The sequence below is a fragment of the Herbaspirillum autotrophicum genome, assembly GCF_001189915.1.
Lineage (GTDB): Bacteria > Pseudomonadota > Gammaproteobacteria > Burkholderiales > Burkholderiaceae_D > Herbaspirillum > Herbaspirillum autotrophicum.
In genome coordinates, this window is record NZ_LFLS01000006.1 from 98,115 (window position 1) to 119,773 (window position 21,659).

The window sequence follows — 21,659 nt, forward strand, 5'->3', positions numbered from 1 at the left end:
CCGCTTATTTGACGATACAAGGCGCCGATCCGCTGTCTTCGGTCCGCATCACATGGCTTTGTTTGATTTCGACGCCGTTTCGTATGGCCGTCATTTCAGCCAGAATCGCAATCGCGATTTCCGGGGGCGTGCGCGCACCGAGATGCAGGCCGACCGGGCCGTGCAGCTTGTCGATTTCAGCCGGACTGATGTCGAACAAGGTGAGTCGCTCACGGCGCCGTGCATGGTTGGTGCGGGAGCCGATGGCGCCGATATAGAAGGCCGCCGATTTCAGTGCTTCCAGCAATGCCATGTCATCGAGTTTCGGATCGTGGGTCAGGGTCACCACTGCGCTGTGCGAATCCAGTTGCAGACGCAGCAATAAATCGTCCGGCATTTCACGCGACAATTCGACGCCGGCGACATCCCATTCATCCAGGTATTCCGGACGCGGATCGCACACGATCACGTGATAATCCAGCGCCAGCGCAAATTGGGCGACGTAGCGCGACATATGCGCGGCACCGATGATGATGAGCCGGTAGCGCGGGCCGTGCTGGGTCTGCAGCCGGCCATCCGCCAGCCGGGTCTGGCTGCCGCTGGTGCCGGCCTTGATGGTGGCGATACTGGTAGCGAGATCAAGCGTGCGGGTAACCAGCAAACCCTGGCTGATTGCGGCCAGCAATTCCGGCAACGCGGAATGGGCTGATACCGGCTCCATCACCAGCGCCAGCGTGCCGCCGCATGGCAGTCCGAAACGATGTGCTTCGTCGGCATTGAGGCCGTAACGCAATTCGAATGGCGTGGTCTGACGCAGTTCGCCGCTTTGCACCCGCTGAATCAGATCGTCTTCGACGCAGCCGCCGGAAACCGAACCACGGACATGACCATCGGCGCGAATCGCCATCATGGAACCTATCGGACGCGGTGCCGAACCCCAGGTATGGACCACGGTGCCGAGCAACACATAGTGGCCCTCATCATGCCAGCGCTGAGCGGCGGCAAGAACTTCGAAGTCGATGGATTCCATACGGTGTCTGTTTCTTTTTCAGGTACGCATGCGATCAACGCGACCACATGCAGATGTCGTCAATGTTACCCCAAGCGTTGCTGCCGTGTATTGACGGCAGCGGCGCGGCACCGGGAACGGTTTGTACTGCGCCGTCACCGCAATAGCATGCGCGGCCGAGTGTTGTTGTTTTGTCCAGAGTACGATGGGGCGGGAATTGATGCTGGTCTGCCGGGCCGGAATCAGCTGGAACTATCGAATAGTGACTCAGTCCCAGCGAAGTGCACCGCCGAAACTATCGGCCGTGCATGACTTTGATTGCAAGTGGCGCCGGCATGCCGTGTTTCCACTTTGTAATTTCTTCATTGCAATGATCCCAGCCGATGTCGTTTTTCGATTACCGGTAATGCTGCTGAAGTAGTACAGTGAGCACAGGCGGTTGTATTGGCACGATCTCGATTCAAGCAGGATTACCCCTCACCGGAGAGCCCCCCATGAAAGTCGATGTGTACAAACGAAGCGAAGACGCCAATCTGTATTCCTATCTGATTGTCCCGACCGAGAATGCTTTGCCGCAGGAAGTCACCAATACCGACTGGCAGGTGTTTGATCGCAACGTTGATTTCGAACTTGATGGCAAAGTCCATTTCACGCTGGATCCCAACGACGCGATGAGCCAGATTTCAGAAAAGGGATATGCCATCAGTCATCTCGGTGACCGTTCGGCAGAAGGCGGCTGATTATCCGACACCAGAGGAGAGCACTATGCCGACAGAACACCTGGGCGACTATGAAATCGAGTACAGCGGCGTCAAGCTGACCAGCGAGGACGACGGCTGGGTCGCCAATGTGACCATCTTCGGCCCGTCCACCAATCCCATGCACCGTCATCCGGTATTCCCGTCGCAACGGGTGTTGCCGGAGCAGGTGTTTCATGATGAGAAGACGGCGGAGCAGGAGGCGCGCAAAGCGGCCATCGCCATGCTGCCGCACAAATAACCAGCAGCGATATCAGGCCGGATCGATCTGGTTGGTGTCGATGTCACTGCTGCTGCATACGCGGTCGCGGCCTCTGGCCTTGGCCAGATAAAGGGCGCGATCCGCTGCATTGACCAGCGCCAGCGGATTGCGCTGGTCGGTCGCCGGCACCAGTGCATGCACGCCGATACTGACGGTCACTACGCCGCCGACATTGCCGGCAATTTTTTCGGCAATTTGCAGCGCGCCATCAAAACTGGTGTTGGGCAACAGAATCGCGAATTCTTCGCCGCCGTAACGGGCCGTCAGATCGCCCGGACGCTGTGTCGTCAGCAGGCGCGCCACGGCTTGCAGGCAGGCATCGCCGGCGGGATGGCCATACAGGTCGTTGTATTGTTTGAAATGATCGATGTCGATCATCAGCAATGCCAGTGATTGCTGCTCCCGCCGGGCGCGGCTGAATTCACTTTTCAGGCGAACGTCAAACTGGCGCCGGTTGGCGACCCCGGTAAGACTGTCTTCGAGCGCCATTTTCTTCAAGGCCTGATTCATTTCCACCAGCTTGGCGCGCGCTTCCAGCAACTTTTGCTGGGCTTGTGCGCGCAAGCGGATCTGATCCACCAGTCGTTTGCCAATCCATCCCAGCAGCGCAATCAATATCAGCACCCCGGTGCTCTGGATGATGGTCTCCATGCGCCATGCGGCCAACACTTCGTCGTAGGATTGTGCGGCCACCACGAACAGCGGATATTTTTCCAGCCGGCGGTAAGTGTTGAGACGATCCACCCCGTCCTGGGTCGATTTGATGATCGCCATGCCATTCGGATGCAGTGCGGCGTGGTCGCGAAAAATATTGGTATTGGCCATGCTTTTGCCAATCGAGTCAGGCAGCAGCGGGCGGCGTACCAGCATGGTGCCATTTTGCAGGGCCAGCACGATGGAACCGAATTTGCCGATATCGAAACCGGCATAGAAGTTGACGAAAAATTCGACCTTGATGGTGGCCAGCGCAACCCCGCCAAAACTGCCGTCAATCCGGTTGATGCGGCGCGACACCGGGATGATCCAGTCGCCGGTGGAACGGCTTTGCACCGGCATGCCGACATGGGCCTGGCGATCCATATGGGTCATGTGATAAATGAAATATTCGCGGTCGGCATTGTTGAGAAGCCAGGGCGAATCATCGAGCGAGTTCACCATCCAGCGGCCCATATGGTCGTAAATGAACAGGCCCTGCAATTGCGGCAGTTCATTGACTTGCGACACCAGCAACGGGTACAGGCGTGCCAGCGAATCGCGATCCATGCCTTCGACTTCGAGTCGTTGCACGATCCCCAGCAACACCGCATCGGCCGAGGTAACGGATTGTTCAGCGTGCTGTGCCAGCGCCTGCGACAAGTTGCTCAGAGCCGTCTCGGCGTCGTCGATATCCTTGACCCGGGCCATCCAGACAAACAATATATGCAGCAAAAGGATGGAGATACAGACCAGCGCGACGAATGACATCGCAAAAATTCTGGTGGTCAGTATCGTGGGTGCCGCAATGTTTGTCTCGTTTGGCGCTGGCATGCAATTCGATTCCATCGTCGCTGTATGAATGGAAAACGGAAGTGGTTGTCTGTGATGTTTTTTTTGGACAACGTTAATGATGCGTACGATAGCAGCAATGCTGCTTCAGGTGTGAGAGAAATAATACAGGTTGCGGGGCGTAGTCAGTTGCGGAACAGATCATGATTCCATGCCGCGCGCGAACGCAGGCATTGAAATGCGGCCAGCCATCGCTGGCAGGCCGCAACAGGTTCAGCACGGGCGGTGCGGAACGCTTTCCCAGCGTACGCTGCGGACGCCGGATTCGTAGCCGAGGCGCGTCACCAGTTGCACCAGTTCGCCGCGCTGAGCAATGCTGCAACTGATATCGGCGACAATTTCCGTCAGCGGCAAGGCCATGTGCGGCCGGTTCTGCAACGTGATGCCATGGCCGAAGGCCTGTTCCAGATGCGATTGCATCAACGCGCTGATATCGCTGACATCGCCGCCGCGGCACAAGGCGGTAATCCGGTAGGGAAACGATTCGACAGTACCCGGCGTTGTACTGCGGACCTGAAAGTAGCCACCGTTGAGGAAAGCATCGAGTGTGGGAATACGCATGGCATGCTCCTTTCTTGTTACACGTTAGACTTCAGACTTCAATTGCATTGAGTACTGCCCAGCGCGCGGCGCTGACACCTTTTTCCAGACTGACCCGGCTGACGATCTGCTCCAGTTGCAAATGGTTGCTGGGCGAGGTAATCAGGTCGGCACGCACTTCCAGCCGGTCGCCCTGAGGCAAATCTTCACTGTGCAGCGATTGCACCACCAGATGCGGCATGCCGTTGAGCATATGCAGCATCAGCGTGCGTACCTGTACTTCATCATCGGGACGGCAGACGATAGACAGGCGATACACCTGTTCGATTTCGGTGGCGCCTTGCAAATCCTGGCGATTGATCAGATGCGATACGCTGCGCAACAAGACATTGGCGCCCAGAATCGCAGCCGCGCCGATGGCCGCTTCGAAGGCGTGACCCAGTCCGGACAGTACGCCGACCGCAGCCGAGCACCACAAGGTCGCGGCAGTGTTGAGACCACGCACGTTGATGCCTTCGCGCATGATCACGCCGGCACCGAGAAAGCCGATACCCGACACTACATACGAAGCGATGCGGGTCGCGCCTTGCGGGTCGGATTCAAAGGCCGACACCATCACAAACAAGGAGGCCCCGGTGGCTACCAGCGCATTGGTGCGCAAGCCGGCCATGCGTTGCCGCATTTGCCGTTCGGCGCCGATGACCGAGCCCAGAAACAGCGCCAGCAAGACGCGCAGGGCGAAGATATGAGGTTCCATCTGTAATCCTTTCCTGTGGCCAGACGCATGCAGCATCGGGCCGCCCGCAGACAGGTGCGACCATGCGGCCGGCGCTGCGGATCACTCAATAATGAAAAGATGGGAAAGGCGGTGTGCGAGTTTGACTCGCCAGACACTGCAACCGATACGTCTCGGTCGCAGCTGGGGATCGCTACTGAAAAGGACGTTTCGGGTTACAAACCCATCTGCTTGGCATGTTTAGAACAACTGTCCACTTCGTGTCGAATCCGAAAAATTAGATGCGCGAAATATAGTTGATGGGGGCACCCCCGTCAAGCGTTTACTGAGGCGGTGTACACGAATGGCGACAGCGACAGTTTTGGGTGAAAAACGCGGATCCTGATTTCGCCATAGAATTCATCGCACAGCTTTTGTTTTCCTGCATTTTCCTCATTCTGACTGCCATGACATCCATTACTCCATTGCCAAAAATTGCCTTGCTGATCCTGATTCACATGAGCGAGGAAAACCAGCGTCGCATTGCTGCCATGTTCGATTTTGTGTATGCGCCGGACCCGGCCAGCCGGGCGGCCATGATTGCTGCGGCCGCTGATCCGGCCCACGCCGTGCATGCCACGCAGGCGGTGCTGACCAACGGCACGGCCGGACTGAGCGCAGTGGAGATGCGTGCGTTGCCGAACCTGACGCTGGTCTGCGCGCAAGGCGCGGGTGTTGAAAATATTGACGCCGTCCATGCCGCCGCGCATGGGATTGAAGTCGCCAACGGTGCCGGCACCAATGAAAATGTCGTGGCCGATCAGGCACTGGCCTTGTTGCTGGCCGTGGTGCGCGCCATTCCGCAATTTGACCGTGCCTGCCGCGAGGGTGTCTGGCGCGATGCCTTGCCGATGCGCCCGCAATTGTCGGGCAAGTGCCTGGGAGTGGTCGGGCTTGGCAATATTGGCCAGAAAATTGCCCGTCGCGCGGCGGCTTTTGATATGCAAATCGCGTATTGCGGCCGTTCGCAGCGGCCGGATGTCAGTTATCCCTACTATGCGCACGTAGCCGAACTGGCGGCCTGGTCCGATGTGCTGGTGCTGGCGACGCCGGGCGGGGCGGCTACGCGTCATCTGGTCAGCAGTGCCGAGCTCAAGGCGCTGGGGCCGGACGGCTATCTGGTCAATATCGGACGCGGCAGCGTGGTCGATACGGCGGCACTGGCACAGGCCTTGCGTAACGGAGAGATCGCCGGTGCCGGGCTGGATGTCTATGAAAGTGAACCACTGCCGCCGGCGGCCTTGCTGGATTTGCCCAATGTGGTATTGAGCCCGCATGTTGCCGGACGTTCGCCGGAAGCGATCAATGCTTCGATCAGCGCCTTTATGGCGCATGCGGCACGCCATTTTGCAAGTCGCGGGCACGAATGAGGGTAGCTGGCAGATTTTCTGCATGGCGCACTTGCGAGCGGTGCGCAGAAGCGCTACGCTTCCCGGTTGATTGCTGTCGCTGAACATTGATGTCAGCGGCGGTGCCAATACCGAATTTGCCGGACCGATTTTTCAGAGAAAGCCAAAAGCCATGGACATGCCATCTCATCAACTCACCATGACCGTCCTGATGACGCCGGATATGGCCAATTTTGCCGGCAATGTGCATGGCGGTACCATTCTCAAGCTGCTGGATCAGGTGGCATATGCCTGCGCCAGCCGTTATGCGGCACAGTATGTGGTTACCCTGAGCGTCGACCAGGTCATGTTTCGCCAGCCCATCCACGTCGGCGAACTGGTCAGCTTTCTGGCCAGCGTCAATCACACCGGGACCTCGTCGATGGAAGTCGGCGTCAAGGTGGTGGCCGAGAATATCCGGACCCAGGTCGTGCGTCACGTCAACAGTTGCTTTTTCACGATGGTGGCGGTCGATGATGAGCGTCGCCCGGTCGCAGTGCAGCCGTTGCGGCCATTCTCGGCGGAAGAGAAGCGACGCTTCGACGAAGCCATTCTGCGCAAGAAACTGCGTCAGGAATTGTCGCAACGTTTCGAAGCGGTGCGGCAGCCATGATTGTCGCGGGTAGCGGCCGGTCGCCGGCGACGCCGGATACCGCGCGTTGTCCATGATCAATCCCACCCATTTTGATCTGCAATCCTTGCGTCTGTTCTTGCTGGTGGCGGAATCAGGCAGTCTGACCAAGGCGGCCGAGCGCGCTCACACCACGTTGTCCTCGGTCAGCAAGCGAATTGCCGAACTGGAAAAAACCACCGATTGCACCTTGTTGCTGCGCCAGCCGCGCGGGGTCACGCTGACACCTGCCGGGCAGGGCTTGCAGGATCATGCGCGCCGCATCATCGATCAGGTCAACCGCATGGCCGGCGAGATGGACGATTTTGCAGTCGGGGTACGCGGCCACGTGCGGATCTGGGTCAATACATCGGCAGTGATTCAATTTCTGCCGCAAGATTTGCCGCTGTTTCTGGCCGCTCACCCCGACGTCCATATCGGACTGGAAGAGCGTGTCAGCAGCGATATCGTCGATGCCCTGGAGCAAGGTCAGGCCGATATCGGCATCTTTGCCGATAACATCGCGGCGCCGCAAATAGAAAAACGTTTTTACCGGCAAGACAAGCTGGTGCTGCTGGTGCCGCCGGGGCATCCGTTGGCGAGCGCAAGCGAGATTGAATTCGCTGCCACGCTGGATTTTGATTACATCGGCCTGAGCCAGGGCAGTTCGCTGCAGGCGCGGCTGGTGGATGCAGCCAGTGCCGCACAGCGGGCGCTGAAAGTGCGCATGCAAGTCAGCAGTTTTGATGCCATCTGCCGCATGATCGAAGCCGGACTCGGCATCGGCATTCTGCCGCAGGCATCGGTACGACAAGAAATTCTGGGCGCCGGCTTGCGCGCCATCCCGCTCACGGACAGTTGGGCGCAGCGCACCTTGTGGGCCGGCGTGAAAGCCGGTGCAGTATTGCCGGCCGAGGCCGCCAGCCTGTTTGAGTTCCTGACTTCCGATTTGCGCCAGTCGCGCTGAAGGCTGATCCGTGACCCTTGCTGATCTGGCAAGGGTGCTCAAATAATCAGACATGGTCATTCAGCGCCGGCCGGTTCATCATGGCGACATCCAACCGGAGGCCCCATGCCGAGCACCACCGATCCCAGCCGGATCAACCTGTACATCAATGAAGTCGCACCGCGCGACGGTTTTCAAAATGAAGCGAAGTTTATCGACACCGATGACAAGATCGCGCTGATTGATCGCCTCAGCAACTGCGGCTTCGCCAAGATTGAAGTGACCTCCTTTACTTCGCCACGGGCCATTCCCGCCTTGCGCGATGCCGAAGCCGTCATGCATCGCATCCGGCGTCATCCGGATGTGCTCTACACGGTGCTGGTGCCGAATGCGCGCGGTGCCGAGCGTGCCCTCGCATGTCAGATCGATGAAGCCAATCTGGTGATGTCGCTCAGCAAAAGCCACAATCGCGCCAATTTGCGGATGGGGCGCGAGCAATCGTTTCAGCAATTGCAGGAAGTGGTAGCGGTGCTCAAGCGCACGCCGGTGCTGATCAATGTTTCGCTGTCGACCACCTTCGGTTGCCCGATGCTGGGCGATATCGCCGACGATGAGATCTGGCGCTGGATGGACCGCTTCGCCGCTATCGGAGTGCATGGATTCACCTTGTGCGATACCACCGGCATGGCATTTCCTTCGCAAGTGCAGCGCATTTGCGAAGGCGCACGCACACGCTTTGGCGAACAGCAACTGACCCTGCATTTTCATAATACGCGCGGCATGGCGCTGGCCAACACCCTGGCGGCAATCAATGCCGGCGTAGTGCGTTTCGACGCCGCCCTGGGCGGCCTTGGCGGCTGTCCCTACGCGCCGGGCGCCAGCGGCAACGTGTGTACCGAAGATATGATCCATATGCTGGACCTGATGGGGTATCGTACCGGCATCGATCTGACTGCGGTATTGCAGGCGGCGTGTTTGCTGCCGGCCATGATCGGGCATGAGGTGCCGGGTCAGGTGCTCAAGGCCGGTCGCCGGCTGGACTTGCACCCGCAGCCAGAACAATTACAATCGGCTTGAAGTAGTGCTGATGAGTCATTGTTGATTTCAGGGAGCAGGCATGCGCATCATCGATCATCTCGACCATCTGGTACTGACTTGCGTTGACGCACAAGCCAGCATTCGTTTCTATACCGAGGTATTGGGCATGGAACTGGAAACCTTCGGCGCCGGGCGCATTGCATTTCGCTTCGGTAACCAGAAAATCAATGTTCACATACGCGGCCAGGAATTCGAGCCGAAAGCGCATTTGCCGGTGCCCGGCGCGCTGGATCTGTGTTTTATCGCCAGTGTGCCGCTGGAGCAGGTCATTGCACATCTGCACGCGCAGCAATGGCCGATCATCGAAGGCCCGGTCATGCGCACCGGTGCGACGCAGAAGATCCGTTCGGTGTACGTGCGTGATCCCGATCTGAATCTGATTGAAATTTCGGAATTGGCGTAGCCGGCCCGCAGCTACACATGCCGCCAGGCCTGCTGCAATGTTTTCACGGCGCGGGCGATGGCGGCCTCATCAATACTGCCAAACCCCATCACCAGTCCGCTGCTGTCGGCCACGCTGCCGGCGACCTCGTTGTGATCGAACCAGAACCGGCTCAGTCCGGTGATTTCGACCCCGGCCGCCTGCGCGGCGGCGATCAATTGCTGTTCCCGCTGCGGCGACTCAAGGCTGGCGCAGCAATGCAGACCGGCCGCGATGTCGGGCAACACCACGCCGCCGGGGCGCAGTCGTTCCCATTCGCCCAGCAGCGTATCGCGGCGCGCGCGACTGGCGCGTCGCATGCGTCTGACATGGCGGTGAAAATGTCCTTGCGTAATGAATTCGGCCATGACGGCCTGTTCGGCACATGACGAATGGCGATCATATTGGCCGCGCAGATTGGCCAGCGGTGCTGCCAGCGCCGGTGGCGCAACGATATAGCCGAGCCGCAAACCGGGAAAGGCGATTTTCGAAAAGGTGCCCATGTACAACACCCGGCCGGCGCGGTCGAGCGAGGTCAGCAAAGCCAGCGGAGTACCGCTGTAACGATATTCACCGTCGTAATCATCTTCCAGAATGTAGCCGCCGCTGTGTTCGGCCCAGGCCAGCAATTCCAGCCGGCGTGCCAGCGATAAGGTAACGCCGGTCGGGTATTGATTGGATGGCGTGACATACACCAGTCGCGCCGCGCTGTGCGCCTTCAACTGCTCGGTGACCAGCCCCTCGGCGTCGACCGCGATCCCGCACAAGCGCGCCCCGGCCAGCGCCAGTGCCGCACCGGCGCGTTGATAGCCGGGATTTTCAATAGCCGCCAGTTCGCCCGGATTGAGCAACAACTGGGCGCACGTGAAAATGGCTTGCTGGGTGCCGGCGGTAATGATGATGTGTTCCGGGTCGCACACCAAACCGCGGGCATGGCGCAGATAGCCGGCCAGCATGCTACGCAATTGCAGATCACCGGCCGGGTCGCTGTAGCCGATGCGGTGCTCTGGTGTGTGGCGCCAGAAATCGGCATGCAGACGGGACCAGATCGCGCTGGGAAACAAATCCAGCGGCGGCAGTCCGAGCCGGAAGGCACAAGGCGCACCGGACGGCGCCGGCGGCGCGCGGCGTTGTTCCAGGCGCTGTGCCAGTTGCGACAATTGCGGCGCGCTGCTGGCGGGATTGGCCTGCCGGGTGAGCGCCGACGCCGGAGCGGAAACGTAAGTGCCGTCGCCGACGCGGGCGCTGATATACCCCTCGGCATACAACTGATCGTAGGCGCGTACCACGGTGGTACGCGAAATCTGCAAGGCCAGCGCCAGTTCACGGGTGGTCGGCAATTTCACGCGGGGATCAATGCTGCCGCTGAGAATGCGGTCGCGCAAGGCTTCATAGACCTGAATCGCCAGGCCTTTACCGGCGTTCAGGCGCAATCCGGTCGGGTCAAACGGAAACGGGGAGGCGGCTGGTACCGATGCTGGCATGGATTGCTCGCGATGAATTGGTTGACAGAAATTGGTTTGCTCAAATCCGTTGATATTGGCTCTTTCGAGATGCCAAATTTAGCACTAATCTGAGCACCTTGTTCAACCAAATCACCTGGCATACCCATGACAACTCGCCTCAATCACCTTGGTCAACCGATCGGACCGGCCTTGCCGCAATGGACTCCCCGCGAACTGCCGCCGGCCACTGCCATGTATGGCCGTTATTGCAGAGTGGAAACGCTGGATCCGGAAGTGCATGCGGCGCAGCTGTTTGAGGCTAATCGCGGGGATGTCGACGGTGCTAATTGGACTTATCTGTTTCATGATGCGCCGGCCGATTTTGCGGCTTACCAATCCTGGGTGCATAAAATGAGCACCAGCACCGATCCTCTGTTTCACGCCATCGTTGATGTGGAAAGCGGGCAGGCACTCGGTGTGGCGGCGTTGATGCGGATTGATCCGAATTCCGGCGTGATCGAAGTCGGCAACATCAATTTCTCGCCGCTGTTGCAGCGCACCCGTATCGCCACCGAAGCCATGTTCCTGATGATGCGGCGCGCGTTCGATGAACTCGGCTATCGCCGTTATGAATGGAAATGCGACAGCCTGAATGCACCGTCGCGTGCCGCAGCTTTGCGTTATGGTTTTCAGTTCGAGGGATTGTTCCGGCAGGCGCTGGTGTACAAGCAGCGCTCGCGCGATACCACCTGGTTTTCGATCACCGACAGTGAATGGCCGGCATTGCGCAATGCCTATGAGCGCTGGCTGGAACCGGCCAATTTCGATGCTGATGGCAAGCAGCGTCGCAGTCTCGGGCAAGTCATGCAGGATGTCACCGGCAATGCCGTCGCCGCATGAAACCTGTATCGCTGGCGCCAAACGTGACCTTGCGGCGCAGCCATGCGGTGGTGTTGCTGGCGCTGGTGATTTTTTCCTGGGGCAGTACCTGGCCGGTCAACAAACTCATGCTGCACGATGTGACGCCGATCTGGGCCTGCGCCTTGCGCACCGGGATTGGCACGCTGGCGTTGTTGCTGTTATTGCGCGGGCGCTTGCGGTTGCCGCAGCGCGGTGATTTGCCGGTCGTGTTCAGTATCGGCTTGTTGCACATGAGTGCTTTCGCCATGCTGGCCAATATCGGTCTGCAACACGTGTCGGCCGGTCGCTCGGTGGTGCTGGCTTACACCACGCCGTTGTGGGTGGGGCCGGGCGCGCGCTGGTTGCTGGGCGAAGGATTTACCTGGCAGCGTGCAGCCGGTTGCGCGCTGGGCTTGTCCGGTTTGCTGTTCATTTTCAATCCGCTGACATTTGACTGGAACAATTCTCAGGCGGTGTACGGCAATGCCATGATTTTGCTAGCCGCCATGTTCTGGGCCGCCAGCATCTTGTATGTGCGCGCCCACAAATGGCTGGCCGATCCGTTTGGCCTGCTGTTCTGGCAAGCCTTGCTGGCGACCTGCGTGTTATCGGCCTGTGCGCTGTATCTGGAAGGCTGGCCGCAGATCAACTGGCATTGGGAACTGGTATTGCAGATGCTGTACAGCGGTCTGTTCGGTATCGCGCTGGCATATTGGGCCATCACGCTGGTGAACCGGGCACTGCCGGCGATGACGACGGCGCTCGGCTTGCTCGGCGTGCCGATCTTCGGTATCACCTGTTCGGCATTGTTTCTCGGTGAGCGTCTCGGCTGGCCATTGCTGGCGGCAATGGCGCTGATCGTGGGCGGCATCGCGCTGGGGACATTCAGCCGGCCGGCGGTGCCGCGTGCAGGGTAGCCGGCGTCGCCGCAAAGTGTCGCAACGCCGGTCGCAAGACCTGTCCGGTACTCAGCCAATGCCAGGTTTCCGGCCACAGGCTGGTGCTGAAACGGTCATGAAAAAATGCGAAATGGCCGATCTGCGGCAAATGCAGTTGCGCCGGCGTGATGCGCAGCAGCGTGCGATCACTACCGGTGTAATAATCCAGCAGGCGAGTCATGGCGGCGGGCGTGCCGAAGTTATCGTCACTGATGCTCCAGGCCAGGATCGGCGCCCGCAGATGACTGAAGCGCGCGCTCAGATGCGGGTCATGGTGATCGATGCGGGGTCCGCGCGTGGCCCATTCGAAGGCCGCCGCGGCCGGCAAGTCCTCCAGCCAGCCCAGGGCCCGTCCAGGAAAATAGCCGCAGAGCGTCGTCAGCAGCGGCATCAGCACATGCCATTTCCAATACATCCGGTGCCGTGCCGCCGGCGCGTAATCTTTCCAGTAAGCGAATTGCGCACCGACCAGCAACAAGCGTTCGATGCACCGATTGGACTCACTGTAGCCGGGCATCACGCCACCGATACTGTGGCCGATCACATGTATCCGGTGTTGCGGAAAATTCTTGATGGCCCATTGCAAGATGCCTTCAAAATCCTTTTCACCCCAGTCGCGTTTGCTGGCTTGCAGCCGGCGCAGTGAGGCCGGACGGGAACGGCCGATGCCACGGTAATCCCAACTGATCACAAGATAGCCATGATCCGCCAGGAAGCGTGCGTATCTGGCGTAATAACTTGCCTTGACGCCGGTGGCACAATTGATGATGGCCAGCAACTGCGGTTGCGCCGAATCATCTGCGTAGTGCAGGGTGGCGCCGAGCGGATAACCATCGGTGGCGGCGATCTGGATTTCGGATTCGATATGCATGATGATTCAGAAAATGGTGATATCTGCATTGTAGAAAGCAAAGCCGGTACGCATAAGCTATGCTGAGCTCACCTCTTTGTTGAAACAGGTTCACCAATGAAAAACCTCGATGCCAACGCGCTGATTGTGTTTCATCATGTCGCCCGCACTGCCAGCCTGAGCAAGGCGGCGCAGGAATTGGGCTTGTCGCGTTCTGCGCTGAGTCACCGCATCAAGGCCATCGAGCTGCAACTGGGGTGTCCATTGCTGGTGCGCACTACGCGCAGCGTGACGCTGACGGAAGCGGGGCACCGTCTGGCCGGCCATGCCGCGCATATGGCGCAGACCTTGCAGCAGGCGAATCTGCTGGGGCAGGGCTTGAATCAGGATGCCGGCGGCTTGCTGCGCATATCGGCGCCGCCAGGTTTGGGGGCGATGTGGCTAAAGCCCTTGATCATGAGCTATATGCGGTCCAATCCACGCATCAATGTTGATTTGCGGTTGAGCGAACAGAGCGTGGATATGTTGCGCGATGCCGCCGATCTGGCGATTCGGGTGACGTCGCGGCCACCCGACAATGTCGTGGCGAAAAAGTTGTTTGCCGTATCGTGGCATCTGTGTGTGGCGCCGCAGTTATTGGCGCGCTTGCCGCAGCAACCTGACGCAGCCGGGCTGGCGCATCTGCCGTTGGCGGGCTTTTCGCGGCTGCAGCGTTTCCGCGCACCGCAATTATCGCGTGGTGCAGAACAGATTCAATTGTTGCAAGAGCCGGTATTGGTGTCCAACGACCTCGGGCTGGTCAAGGAGACTGTCGTGGCGGGGTTGGGCATGGCCGTGTTGCCCGACTATTGCATACGGCAGGAATTGGCGGCCGGACAATTGCTGCGACTGCTGCCGGACTGGACGGCAGATGCCGCCAACGGCGATATTGCCTATGCATTGCATTTGCCGGGGCGCATGGTACCACTGCGGATTCGCCGTCTGCTTGAATTCCTGAGTTCGCAACCGGTACTGCCATTGGTGCAATGATTTCATCATTGTCTGCGTAATGTGATGCCGCAGATTGTTTGCAGCAAAGGGGCTGTACATTGCCATCAAGTCTGTCGTAGAATCGTCGGCGGAACATCTGATGTTCCAACGTCGCTCGGACGGTTCCGGGCGCTTACGTGAAAGTACAACATGACTCAATCCCGCATTCCGCGCAGTTTTTCGCGCATCGATCGCCTGCCTCCTTACGTCTTCAATATCACTGCCGAACTGAAAATGGCGGCGCGCCGTCGCGGCGAAGATATCGTCGATATGTCGATGGGCAATCCCGACGGCGCCACGCCGCAACATATCGTCGACAAGCTGGTGGAAGTCGCTCAGCGGCCGGACACTCACGGTTATTCTGCATCCAAGGGCATTCCCCGTTTGCGGCGCGCCATCGCGCACTGGTATCAGAGTCGCTACGACGTCAGTTTTGATCCGGACAGCGAAGCGATTGTCACCATCGGCTCCAAGGAAGGGCTGGCGCATCTGATGCTGGCCACGCTCGACAAGGGCGACACGGTACTGGTGCCCAATCCCAGCTATCCGATTCATATCTATGGCGCAGTCATCGCCGGCGCCGATATCCGTTCGGTGCGCATGAGTCCCGATGTCGATTTCTTTTCCGAGCTGGAACGCGCGATTCGCGAGAGCTATCCCAAGCCGAAAATGATGGTGCTGGGCTTCCCGTCCAATCCCACTGCGCAATGCGTGGAGCTGGAATTTTTCGAGCGCGTGGTCAAGCTGGCCAAGGAACACAATATTCTGGTGGTGCACGATCTGGCCTACGCCGATATCGTGTTCGATGGCTGGAAAGCACCGTCCATCATGCAAGTGCCGGGGGCACGCGATGTCGCGGTGGAGTTCTTTACACTGTCGAAGAGTTACAACATGGCGGGCTGGCGCATCGGCTTCATGGTCGGCAACAAGGAGCTGGTGGCGGCACTGGCGCGCATCAAGAGTTATCACGATTACGGCAGCTTCACGCCGGTGCAGGTGGCGGCGATTGCCGCGCTGGAAGGTGATCAGCAATGCGTGGAAGACATTCGCGCCAACTATGAGAGTCGCCGCAACGTGCTGGCCAAGGGCTTGCATGAAGCCGGCTGGATGGTCGATATCCCCAAGGCTTCGATGTATATCTGGGCGCGCATTCCGGAGGCATACCGGCATCTCGGCTCGCTCGAGTTCGCCAGGCAATTGCTGGAACAGGCCAAGGTGTGTGTGTCGCCGGGTATCGGCTTCGGCGAATATGGTGACGAGTACGTGCGCTTCGCCTTGATTGAAAATGAGGCGCGCATCCGGCAGGCGGTGCGCGGCATCAAGAGCATGTTGCGGGCAGATAAAAGCGGAAACAGCGCTGCGGCCGCCAAGCCGCAACGCTGACCGGCGGCAGGCGCGTTACAGCAGCATGGGGCCGAGCGCGCCCAGCGTGATCGTCAACAGGCCGAGCACCAGATTGATGCCGACCAGTTGACGAATCTGTCCCAGTGCGGCGCCGCCGGCGCTCCAGTCTTCGGCGGCAACCGCGCGCGTCAAACGTTTGAACGGTGCAAAAAAGACATGCGCGAAAATCAGCATCATCAGAATGCCGAGTACGAACATGCCGGAAATATACATCGGCGGTTTGCCCAGTTTCGCCATCATGAACAAGCCGCTGGCGAGAATCGCCAGAATCGCCAGCCATACCCAAGTGAAAAATTTGCTGAACACACCATGCCAGAGCGTCAGTCGTTGCGGCGGCGCCAGACTGACGGCAGCCACCGGCCGCAGTGTCATGTAGGCAAAGAACATGCCGCCGACCCAAATGGTGAAGCCGAGTATGTGCAAGAATTTGGCAATTGCCATCATGATGTCTCCCGATGAACTTAAAAGTGGCGCATTGTCTCATGCGTGAGAGCACGCCGCACTTTACTCGCCGATAGTGATTCCATGATTACCCTGAATGCGTTGTACATCTATCCCATCAAATCCTGCCGTGGCACCAGCATGCAGCGGGCCTTGCTCGGCAGTACCGGACTCGCCCATGACCGCCAGTGGATGCTGGTTGATGCCGCCGGCCGCTTTCTGTCACAACGGGAACATGCGCACATGGCGACCATCGTGCCGACCTTGCATGGCGACCGGCTCAGCGTCGAAGCGCCCGGCATGCCGGCCTTGCAGGTGCCGCTGACACCGGCCGCGCCACTGGACGCGATACCGGTAACGGTGTGGGATGATCAATTGCCGGCGCTCGACGAGGGCGATATTGCAGGCCGCTGGTTTTCCCAAGTCATGGGCGCCGAGGCCCGGCTGGTGCGTTTCGATCCGGTCATCACCCGTGCCTGCAGTGCACGCTGGACCAATGGCATTGCTGCCAGCACCCGTTTTGCCGATGGCTTTCCGTTATTGGTTACCGCCACCGCGACGTTGCAGGACCTGAATCGCCGCATGCAGCAAAAGGGAGCGCCGGCGTTGCCGATGGAGCGCTTCCGGCCGAACCTGGTGCTGGACGGACTGGACGTTGGCGAGGAAGATTATCTGGATACCGTGAGCGCCGGCGGCGACATCGTGCTGCAACTGGTCAAACCGTGTATCCGTTGCGAGATCCCCGGCATTGATCAGCACAGCGGCCTGCGCCATCCGCAATGGCCGCATGAGCCGCTCGATACCATGGCAACTTACCGCGCCGATCCGCGTATGGAAGGTGGTTTGACCTTCGGCCAGAATGCCATCGTCACGTCAGGAAATGGTCAGTATCTGGAAGTCGGTCAGGCGCTGGAGTACGCCTTCAAATTTTGATGCATCGGATATGCATTTTCCGGCACCGCCTGAGGTAACATTAACGCCAACTGCAAGCGAGCATGCATGCGCCGCGCAATGCATCTCGTCATGATAAAAACGATACACCCGGGGAATGTGTGATGACAAGACAGGATTGCTTGAAGATCCTTTGCAGTTTCTGCCTGATGAGTTCGATGTTGGTGACGCCGGCGCTGCGGGCTGCCGACAAGACGGTGTTGATCGGTTACGCCGGACCGCTGACCGGCGCTTCGGCACCGGCCGGTCTGAATTTGTTGCGAGCGGTGGAGATGGCGGTTGACGATGCCAACCGCAGCGAGATACGTTTGCAAGGCGAACGTCTGGTATTCAAGTTGATCAGCCAGGACGACCGGGCGGATCCGGCGACTGGCGTGCTGGTCGCCGAATATCTGGTCAAAAGCGGCGTGATTGGCGTGATTGGCCATTGGAACTCGGGCGTCAGCATCCCGGCCTCGCGGATCTATGCCAAGGCCGGCATCGCACAACTGGCCTCGGCATCGACCGCCAGAGCCTATACCCAGCAAAATCTGGCGACCTCTTTCCGGATGGTGGGGCATGATGATGAAGGCGCTGACCTGAGTGCCGACTATGTATTACGCCAATTGCGTGCACGTCGTATCGCCATCGTCGACGACCGGACTGCATTCGGTGCCGGCTATGCGGAACAGTTTGCGCGCTCGGTACAGGCCGGCGGTGGCAATGTCGTGTCGCGCTATACGGTCAGCAGCAAAACTTCCGACTTCAATGCGGTCTTGAAGGAAATGGCGCTGACGGAACCCGACGTGGTTTTCTTCGGCGGGCTGGATACCCAGGCCGGGCAATTCGCGCGCGATCTCAAACGGTTCAATATTGCCGCACGGCTGGTCAGTGTCGACGGCACCGTTGGCCAGCCGTTCCTGAGCGCCGCCGGTGCTGCCGGTGAAGGCACCATTGCGGTGGAGCCCGGCTTGCCGTCGTACAAAGGTGCACAATGGAAGCGTTTCGAGAAGAGCTATCGCGAACGGGCGGGGAGCACCATGGAATTGTTTGCGCCGTTTTCTTATGACGGCGTAGGCGTGCTGGTGGCAGCGGTGCGCGAGGCGAATTCGCTGGAGCCGAAAAAAATTGCTGCAGCGTTGCATCAAATCCGGTATGAAGGCATTACCGGGTTGATTTCATTCGATGCCGAAGGCAACTTGCGCAATCCGGCCTTCACGGTATATCAGGTAAAAAATGCGAATTGGGTGCCGGTCAAGATGATTGGCTCCCGGCGCTGATCCGAATCAATCTCAAGAACCAAGGAATCTCATGCCGGTCATTCGCGTCATTACTGCAATCAGCTACGATCCAACCGGACAATATGTGCAGCGGGTGCGCTGGGGGCTGGCCGATACCGATACCAACCGCTGGAAAACCAGGCCGGCCGAAAGCCACATCATCCATGTGCTGGAGGCGCTCAAATATGGTGAAGATGTATGGACGGTACTTACCGAAGGCGAGAAGGTAAGCGCGGGGCCGCGCGTACATGCGGTGAAGATCCGGCCCGGCCTCAAGAGCATCGAGACCGTGGAGACTGACCCGGCGCACGCACCGGGTCAGATTGCGCGATTCTGATTCACATCATTTCTTCGGACGGCCGACTTTCAATGGTGTCAGCGCAGCCAGCAATGTCTTGAGCTTCGGTACATCGAGGCTCTTGATCTGCAGGATGCCGATGCGCAGCAGATCGCTTTTCTTGATTTCAAATCCGGCCTTCAGACAGGCTTTCTTGACCTGACCGATGACGTCATATTCAGTTTCCGGCATGGTGAAACTGTCGCGCACCTGCTTGATTTTCTTGATCTTGATTTCGGATTTCTTGGCCGGTTTCGGCGCATGCACCGTTTTCTTCTTCAGTGCCGGTGCCAGTGCCTTGATGGCGGGAGCAATCACCTTGGCTGCCACTTTGGCAACGACAGTTGGCTTGGCAGCAACAGGTTTGGCTGCAACCGGTGCCAGTTTTGCCCTCACTTTTTTTACAGCAGCAGGTTTTTTCGCTACGGTTGCCGACTTTGCAGCGGCTGGCTTGCGTGGTGCGGCCGGTTTGGCGGCTGCCGCTTTTGCCGGTGTCGGCTTGGCAGCAGTTGCCTTGACTGCGGTGGTTTTGGCGCGGGCCGGGGCAGCGGCTTTTTTCTGCGGGGTACGAGTGGTCATTGTTTATCCTTGAAATTGATATAAACAATATATAGCGTTATTTACATGACGGCAATTGCTGAAGCCATGCAAATCATTGTTTTTATGCATTTATTTTTGATTTGCCGCAATGAAATCGATTACATTCGTTGCCGCTGACGATGCCATGTGCAGCAAGGTGAAAAATCCGCGGGTAAAACAAAGCGGGAAGGCGAGGCCACGGAAAGCGTACGAGGAGGGGCGGGAAGGTTGCAACAAGAGGATTCGCAACGCGCAGTCCTATCTGGAAAGTCGCGTTGCTGAATAGTGAATCTCTCTTGAACCAACTATAAGCAGCATGACGCAATCTGACTACGATTATTTCTTCATGTGGTCATGCGTCAACCGCATAAGCCGGCGCGCAGGCAGAGATCGCAACTGCGGATTTCAACTGTGGATCTCAACTGCAGTCGGGCCCTGCGTGGTGCCAGTCGCGCACCTGTGCCGCCACCCATTGCGGGTCATCGAGTGGTAAATCATGGCCTGCGTCCGGATGTTCCCGCAACGGTATTTGCCATTGCCGTGACAATGCCTGCGAGCAACGTGGATCAACCAATCGATCACCTTTGCCGGTCAGCACCAGCAACGGCACTGCCGGTGCTGCGGACGGCGCGCGGTAGCGCATTGCCGCCTGCAACTGACGCCAGGCATTGCGCCGCGTTACCGGATATTGGCGTCGCCACAAACTCCATTGCGCCAGCAACTGCAGCGATGGCGGCCGGTTGCTGGTCAGCTTAAGAATGGCGCGTTCGCGCCGGGTGGCATCGGCCAGTAACAGGGTTGGCAATTGCAGGTAATTGTGCGGCCGCAGGCGCTGGTAAAACGGACTGAACGGACGCAGGCTGGTATTGATCAGCACGCCGCAGGCAACTTCCTCGGGATACCGGGCGGCCCAGTCGCATACCACCATTGCACCGAGCGACAGCGCCAGCAGATGGTAAGGCGGCGGCAACTGCATGGCGTGTAATTGCTGGCGACAGGCTTCTGTCATTTGCGCCACCCGCGACGGACTTTGCTCCGCATGCAATTGACCGTTGCCGGGTAAATCGAGCAGCGTCAGGCGGGCGTGCGGCAAGGCCTGCTGCAAGATCGCCGGAAAGTCGCCCCAATGCCGTGTTTCACGCATCAGGCCGCGCAACAATACCCAGCAACTCATGCGGCGATACCCGCAGTCAGCGCCAGGCCGGCATCGCTTGCCGGCTGTGGCAACCAATACTGGTGGGCGCAGGCAGCGCGGGTCAGGAAGTCGAACCAGAGCAAATGGCTGCGCAAGACACGTTGTTGCCGATGGGGCTTGTTGGGATTGAAGATGCCGTCGCGCGAAAACAATTGGCGCGGATTTTTCTTGACCCAGCGCCACGACCCCATCTCCAGCGTCAGTGGCAGGAATATCTTGTTGCCTTCGGTGGTCGCTTGCAGATACAGGTAATCCCACAGGTCGCCGTGGGTCAGATATTGCAGACTTTGCGGTTCAAACAGGTAATTGTGTTCGGCATACGTCTGGTTGAACAAATCCTTGAGCGCGTGGATTTCCGGCAGATGGCGGATCGGTATCTCGCTGTGGGCGTAGGGAAACCAGATGCGATCCTGCAAGCCGAAACCGGAGTGGCAATCGAGCGCCAGACTGAATGGCCGGCAGCTCAGTTCGGTACGGACAACTTCACACAACGCTTGCGCTTCGGGTTCCATGGGGGCGTCGGCCGCTCCGCGATACCAGGGCAGACGGGCGCTGAAGCGTTGACCACCGAGCAGAAACGGGACTTTTTCAAGCGAGTCCACCGGCGCATTGCGCATCAGGTCGACACCGCCCGGATTACAGCGGGTGTTGTTCCACATGCCACCCGGATTGACCAGCGGCATGAAGACGAGTCGTACCGAAGTCAGTTGATGATGCAATACCGGATCCCATTGCAGACGGGCCAGCAAACTGCGCAGGAACGCCAGCAAGACGCGCGTGCCGATGCGTTCCAGACCGTGCACGCCGCCGAAAAATCCGACTGCCGGGGCCTGCGGGTCGCTGCTGCCCATGGTCAGTACATAGACCGGAAAACGTTCGCCCTTGACCTCGACATTGCAAGCAATGCGTGCGTTCAGCAAGGACTTGCCGGCTTCAATGATGCGTTCCAGCTCAATCAGTTCGGGTAACTTTGGTTGCATGATGCGACGACAGGCACTCC

Annotated in this window: 24 protein-coding genes; 14 read left to right on the forward strand and 10 right to left on the reverse strand. The window is 58.9% G+C overall.

Annotated features, from left to right (window positions below):
- Positions 1-4 precede the first annotated feature (4 nt).
- The gene (locus AKL27_RS06750) at positions 5-1,009 is read right to left on the reverse strand and encodes an XdhC family protein (protein WP_050462034.1); all 1,005 of its coding nucleotides are present in this window, start codon (positions 1,007-1,009) and stop codon (positions 5-7) included.
- A 473-nt stretch (positions 1,010-1,482) separates the two neighbouring features.
- On the opposite strand from AKL27_RS06750, the gene AKL27_RS06755 reads away from it, so the two are divergent.
- Positions 1,483-1,728: a DUF6139 family protein gene (locus AKL27_RS06755; protein WP_050462035.1), complete on the forward strand. Its 246-nt coding sequence runs from the start codon at positions 1,483-1,485 to the stop codon at positions 1,726-1,728.
- 25 nt (positions 1,729-1,753) lie between these two features.
- Positions 1,754-1,987: a hypothetical protein gene (locus AKL27_RS06760; protein ID WP_050462036.1), complete on the forward strand. Its 234-nt coding sequence runs from the start codon at positions 1,754-1,756 to the stop codon at positions 1,985-1,987.
- A gap of 12 nt (positions 1,988-1,999) precedes the next feature.
- Here the strand turns inward: AKL27_RS06760 and AKL27_RS06765 are convergent, their stop codons facing one another.
- The 3 genes from AKL27_RS06765 to AKL27_RS06775 all read right to left on the reverse strand — a co-directional run bounded on the left by AKL27_RS06765 (position 2,000) and on the right by AKL27_RS06775 (position 4,850).
- A complete protein-coding gene (locus tag AKL27_RS06765; RefSeq protein WP_232310921.1) occupies positions 2,000-3,472 on the reverse strand; it encodes a sensor domain-containing diguanylate cyclase in 1,473 nt (490 codons plus the stop codon).
- A gap of 294 nt (positions 3,473-3,766) precedes the next feature.
- On the reverse strand, positions 3,767-4,114 hold the full coding sequence (locus AKL27_RS06770; RefSeq protein WP_050462038.1) for a hypothetical protein: 348 nt from the start codon (positions 4,112-4,114) through the stop codon (positions 3,767-3,769).
- A 31-nt stretch (positions 4,115-4,145) separates the two neighbouring features.
- The gene (locus AKL27_RS06775) at positions 4,146-4,850 is read right to left on the reverse strand and encodes an MgtC/SapB family protein (RefSeq protein WP_050462039.1); all 705 of its coding nucleotides are present in this window, start codon (positions 4,848-4,850) and stop codon (positions 4,146-4,148) included.
- Positions 4,851-5,275: 425 nt separating this feature from the next.
- Here AKL27_RS06775 and AKL27_RS06780 point away from each other — a divergent pair, with 425 nt between their 5' ends.
- The 5 genes from AKL27_RS06780 to AKL27_RS06800 all read left to right on the forward strand — a co-directional run bounded on the left by AKL27_RS06780 (position 5,276) and on the right by AKL27_RS06800 (position 9,313).
- On the forward strand, positions 5,276-6,238 hold the full coding sequence (locus AKL27_RS06780; RefSeq protein WP_050462125.1) for a 2-hydroxyacid dehydrogenase: 963 nt from the start codon (positions 5,276-5,278) through the stop codon (positions 6,236-6,238).
- Between the two features lie 151 nt (positions 6,239-6,389).
- Positions 6,390-6,869 (forward strand): acyl-CoA thioesterase, encoded by a 480-nt coding sequence (locus AKL27_RS06785; protein ID WP_050462126.1) that lies wholly within the window; start codon positions 6,390-6,392, stop codon positions 6,867-6,869.
- 52 nt (positions 6,870-6,921) lie between these two features.
- Entirely contained in the window at positions 6,922-7,833 is a 912-nt protein-coding gene (locus AKL27_RS06790; protein WP_050462040.1) for a LysR family transcriptional regulator, read from the forward strand.
- Positions 7,834-7,938: 105 nt separating this feature from the next.
- On the forward strand, positions 7,939-8,889 hold the full coding sequence (locus AKL27_RS06795; RefSeq protein WP_050462041.1) for a hydroxymethylglutaryl-CoA lyase: 951 nt from the start codon (positions 7,939-7,941) through the stop codon (positions 8,887-8,889).
- A gap of 40 nt (positions 8,890-8,929) precedes the next feature.
- Entirely contained in the window at positions 8,930-9,313 is a 384-nt protein-coding gene (locus AKL27_RS06800; RefSeq protein WP_050462042.1) for a VOC family protein, read from the forward strand.
- A gap of 11 nt (positions 9,314-9,324) precedes the next feature.
- On the opposite strand, the gene pdxR is transcribed toward AKL27_RS06800, so the two are convergent.
- Positions 9,325-10,815 carry a MocR-like pyridoxine biosynthesis transcription factor PdxR gene (gene pdxR / locus AKL27_RS06805; protein ID WP_050462043.1) on the reverse strand — a complete coding sequence of 497 codons (1,491 nt, stop codon included), beginning with the start codon at positions 10,813-10,815 and terminating at the stop codon, positions 9,325-9,327.
- A 126-nt stretch (positions 10,816-10,941) separates the two neighbouring features.
- Here pdxR and AKL27_RS06810 point away from each other — a divergent pair, with 126 nt between their 5' ends.
- Both AKL27_RS06810 and AKL27_RS06815 read left to right on the forward strand, forming a co-directional pair.
- On the forward strand, positions 10,942-11,676 hold the full coding sequence (locus AKL27_RS06810; protein WP_050462044.1) for a GNAT family N-acetyltransferase: 735 nt from the start codon (positions 10,942-10,944) through the stop codon (positions 11,674-11,676).
- On the forward strand, positions 11,673-12,593 hold the full coding sequence (locus AKL27_RS06815; protein WP_050462045.1) for a DMT family transporter: 921 nt from the start codon (positions 11,673-11,675) through the stop codon (positions 12,591-12,593). The genes AKL27_RS06810 and AKL27_RS06815 overlap by 4 nt, the downstream gene beginning before the upstream one ends.
- On the opposite strand, the gene AKL27_RS06820 is transcribed toward AKL27_RS06815, so the two are convergent.
- Entirely contained in the window at positions 12,562-13,485 is a 924-nt protein-coding gene (locus AKL27_RS06820) for an alpha/beta hydrolase family protein (RefSeq protein ID WP_083438907.1), read from the reverse strand. The genes AKL27_RS06815 and AKL27_RS06820 overlap by 32 nt on opposite strands.
- Before the next feature lie 96 nt (positions 13,486-13,581).
- On the opposite strand from AKL27_RS06820, the gene AKL27_RS06825 reads away from it, so the two are divergent.
- Both AKL27_RS06825 and alaC read left to right on the forward strand, forming a co-directional pair.
- Positions 13,582-14,493 (forward strand): LysR family transcriptional regulator, encoded by a 912-nt coding sequence (locus AKL27_RS06825; RefSeq protein ID WP_050462046.1) that lies wholly within the window; start codon positions 13,582-13,584, stop codon positions 14,491-14,493.
- 150 nt (positions 14,494-14,643) lie between these two features.
- A complete protein-coding gene (alaC, locus tag AKL27_RS06830; protein ID WP_050462047.1) occupies positions 14,644-15,876 on the forward strand; it encodes an alanine transaminase in 1,233 nt (410 codons plus the stop codon).
- 15 nt (positions 15,877-15,891) lie between these two features.
- On the opposite strand, the gene AKL27_RS06835 is transcribed toward alaC, so the two are convergent.
- Positions 15,892-16,338 (reverse strand): CopD family protein, encoded by a 447-nt coding sequence (locus AKL27_RS06835; protein ID WP_050462127.1) that lies wholly within the window; start codon positions 16,336-16,338, stop codon positions 15,892-15,894.
- An 84-nt stretch (positions 16,339-16,422) separates the two neighbouring features.
- On the opposite strand from AKL27_RS06835, the gene AKL27_RS06840 reads away from it, so the two are divergent.
- From AKL27_RS06840 to AKL27_RS06850, 3 genes are all read left to right on the forward strand, one after another.
- The gene (locus AKL27_RS06840; RefSeq protein WP_050462048.1) at positions 16,423-17,271 is read left to right on the forward strand and encodes an MOSC domain-containing protein; all 849 of its coding nucleotides are present in this window, start codon (positions 16,423-16,425) and stop codon (positions 17,269-17,271) included.
- A gap of 167 nt (positions 17,272-17,438) precedes the next feature.
- Entirely contained in the window at positions 17,439-18,548 is a 1,110-nt protein-coding gene (locus AKL27_RS06845) for a branched-chain amino acid ABC transporter substrate-binding protein (protein WP_050462049.1), read from the forward strand.
- A gap of 31 nt (positions 18,549-18,579) precedes the next feature.
- On the forward strand, positions 18,580-18,885 hold the full coding sequence (locus AKL27_RS06850; RefSeq protein ID WP_050462050.1) for a hypothetical protein: 306 nt from the start codon (positions 18,580-18,582) through the stop codon (positions 18,883-18,885).
- A gap of 6 nt (positions 18,886-18,891) precedes the next feature.
- Here AKL27_RS06850 and AKL27_RS06855 read toward each other — a convergent pair whose 3' ends face one another.
- The 3 genes from AKL27_RS06855 to AKL27_RS06865 form a co-directional block, all read right to left on the reverse strand.
- Entirely contained in the window at positions 18,892-19,464 is a 573-nt protein-coding gene (locus AKL27_RS06855; protein ID WP_050462051.1) for a hypothetical protein, read from the reverse strand.
- A 418-nt stretch (positions 19,465-19,882) separates the two neighbouring features.
- Positions 19,883-20,638, reverse strand: a complete 756-nt coding sequence (locus AKL27_RS06860) for an alpha/beta fold hydrolase (RefSeq protein WP_050462052.1) — start codon at positions 20,636-20,638, stop codon at positions 19,883-19,885.
- Positions 20,635-21,639 carry a M14 family zinc carboxypeptidase gene (locus tag AKL27_RS06865; protein ID WP_198155900.1) on the reverse strand — a complete coding sequence of 335 codons (1,005 nt, stop codon included), beginning with the start codon at positions 21,637-21,639 and terminating at the stop codon, positions 20,635-20,637. Before AKL27_RS06865 ends, AKL27_RS06860 begins: the two co-directional genes overlap by 4 nt.
- Positions 21,640-21,659: the final 20 nt, after the last annotated feature.

What these genes read in the sequence shown, in the direction of transcription:
- AKL27_RS06750 (WP_050462034.1), bottom strand. Translation starts at nt 1,009, where the DNA reads ATGGAATCCATCGACTTCGAAGTTCTTGCCGCCGCTCAGCGCTGGCAT.
- AKL27_RS06755 (WP_050462035.1), top strand. Translation starts at nt 1,483, where the DNA reads ATGAAAGTCGATGTGTACAAACGAAGCGAAGACGCCAATCTGTATTCC.
- AKL27_RS06760 (WP_050462036.1), top strand. Translation starts at nt 1,754, where the DNA reads ATGCCGACAGAACACCTGGGCGACTATGAAATCGAGTACAGCGGCGTC.
- AKL27_RS06765 (WP_232310921.1), bottom strand. Translation starts at nt 3,472, where the DNA reads ATGTCATTCGTCGCGCTGGTCTGTATCTCCATCCTTTTGCTGCATATA.
- AKL27_RS06770 (WP_050462038.1), bottom strand. Translation starts at nt 4,114, where the DNA reads ATGCGTATTCCCACACTCGATGCTTTCCTCAACGGTGGCTACTTTCAG.
- AKL27_RS06775 (WP_050462039.1), bottom strand. Translation starts at nt 4,850, where the DNA reads ATGGAACCTCATATCTTCGCCCTGCGCGTCTTGCTGGCGCTGTTTCTG.
- AKL27_RS06780 (WP_050462125.1), top strand. Translation starts at nt 5,276, where the DNA reads ATGACATCCATTACTCCATTGCCAAAAATTGCCTTGCTGATCCTGATT.
- AKL27_RS06785 (WP_050462126.1), top strand. Translation starts at nt 6,390, where the DNA reads ATGGACATGCCATCTCATCAACTCACCATGACCGTCCTGATGACGCCG.
- AKL27_RS06790 (WP_050462040.1), top strand. Translation starts at nt 6,922, where the DNA reads ATGATCAATCCCACCCATTTTGATCTGCAATCCTTGCGTCTGTTCTTG.
- AKL27_RS06795 (WP_050462041.1), top strand. Translation starts at nt 7,939, where the DNA reads ATGCCGAGCACCACCGATCCCAGCCGGATCAACCTGTACATCAATGAA.
- AKL27_RS06800 (WP_050462042.1), top strand. Translation starts at nt 8,930, where the DNA reads ATGCGCATCATCGATCATCTCGACCATCTGGTACTGACTTGCGTTGAC.
- pdxR (WP_050462043.1), bottom strand. Translation starts at nt 10,815, where the DNA reads ATGCCAGCATCGGTACCAGCCGCCTCCCCGTTTCCGTTTGACCCGACC.
- AKL27_RS06810 (WP_050462044.1), top strand. Translation starts at nt 10,942, where the DNA reads ATGACAACTCGCCTCAATCACCTTGGTCAACCGATCGGACCGGCCTTG.
- AKL27_RS06815 (WP_050462045.1), top strand. Translation starts at nt 11,673, where the DNA reads ATGAAACCTGTATCGCTGGCGCCAAACGTGACCTTGCGGCGCAGCCAT.
- AKL27_RS06820 (WP_083438907.1), bottom strand. Translation starts at nt 13,485, where the DNA reads ATGCATATCGAATCCGAAATCCAGATCGCCGCCACCGATGGTTATCCG.
- AKL27_RS06825 (WP_050462046.1), top strand. Translation starts at nt 13,582, where the DNA reads ATGAAAAACCTCGATGCCAACGCGCTGATTGTGTTTCATCATGTCGCC.
- alaC (WP_050462047.1), top strand. Translation starts at nt 14,644, where the DNA reads ATGACTCAATCCCGCATTCCGCGCAGTTTTTCGCGCATCGATCGCCTG.
- AKL27_RS06835 (WP_050462127.1), bottom strand. Translation starts at nt 16,338, where the DNA reads ATGGCAATTGCCAAATTCTTGCACATACTCGGCTTCACCATTTGGGTC.
- AKL27_RS06840 (WP_050462048.1), top strand. Translation starts at nt 16,423, where the DNA reads ATGATTACCCTGAATGCGTTGTACATCTATCCCATCAAATCCTGCCGT.
- AKL27_RS06845 (WP_050462049.1), top strand. Translation starts at nt 17,439, where the DNA reads ATGAGTTCGATGTTGGTGACGCCGGCGCTGCGGGCTGCCGACAAGACG.
- AKL27_RS06850 (WP_050462050.1), top strand. Translation starts at nt 18,580, where the DNA reads ATGCCGGTCATTCGCGTCATTACTGCAATCAGCTACGATCCAACCGGA.
- AKL27_RS06855 (WP_050462051.1), bottom strand. Translation starts at nt 19,464, where the DNA reads ATGACCACTCGTACCCCGCAGAAAAAAGCCGCTGCCCCGGCCCGCGCC.
- AKL27_RS06860 (WP_050462052.1), bottom strand. Translation starts at nt 20,638, where the DNA reads ATGAGTTGCTGGGTATTGTTGCGCGGCCTGATGCGTGAAACACGGCAT.
- AKL27_RS06865 (WP_198155900.1), bottom strand. Translation starts at nt 21,639, where the DNA reads ATGCAACCAAAGTTACCCGAACTGATTGAGCTGGAACGCATCATTGAA.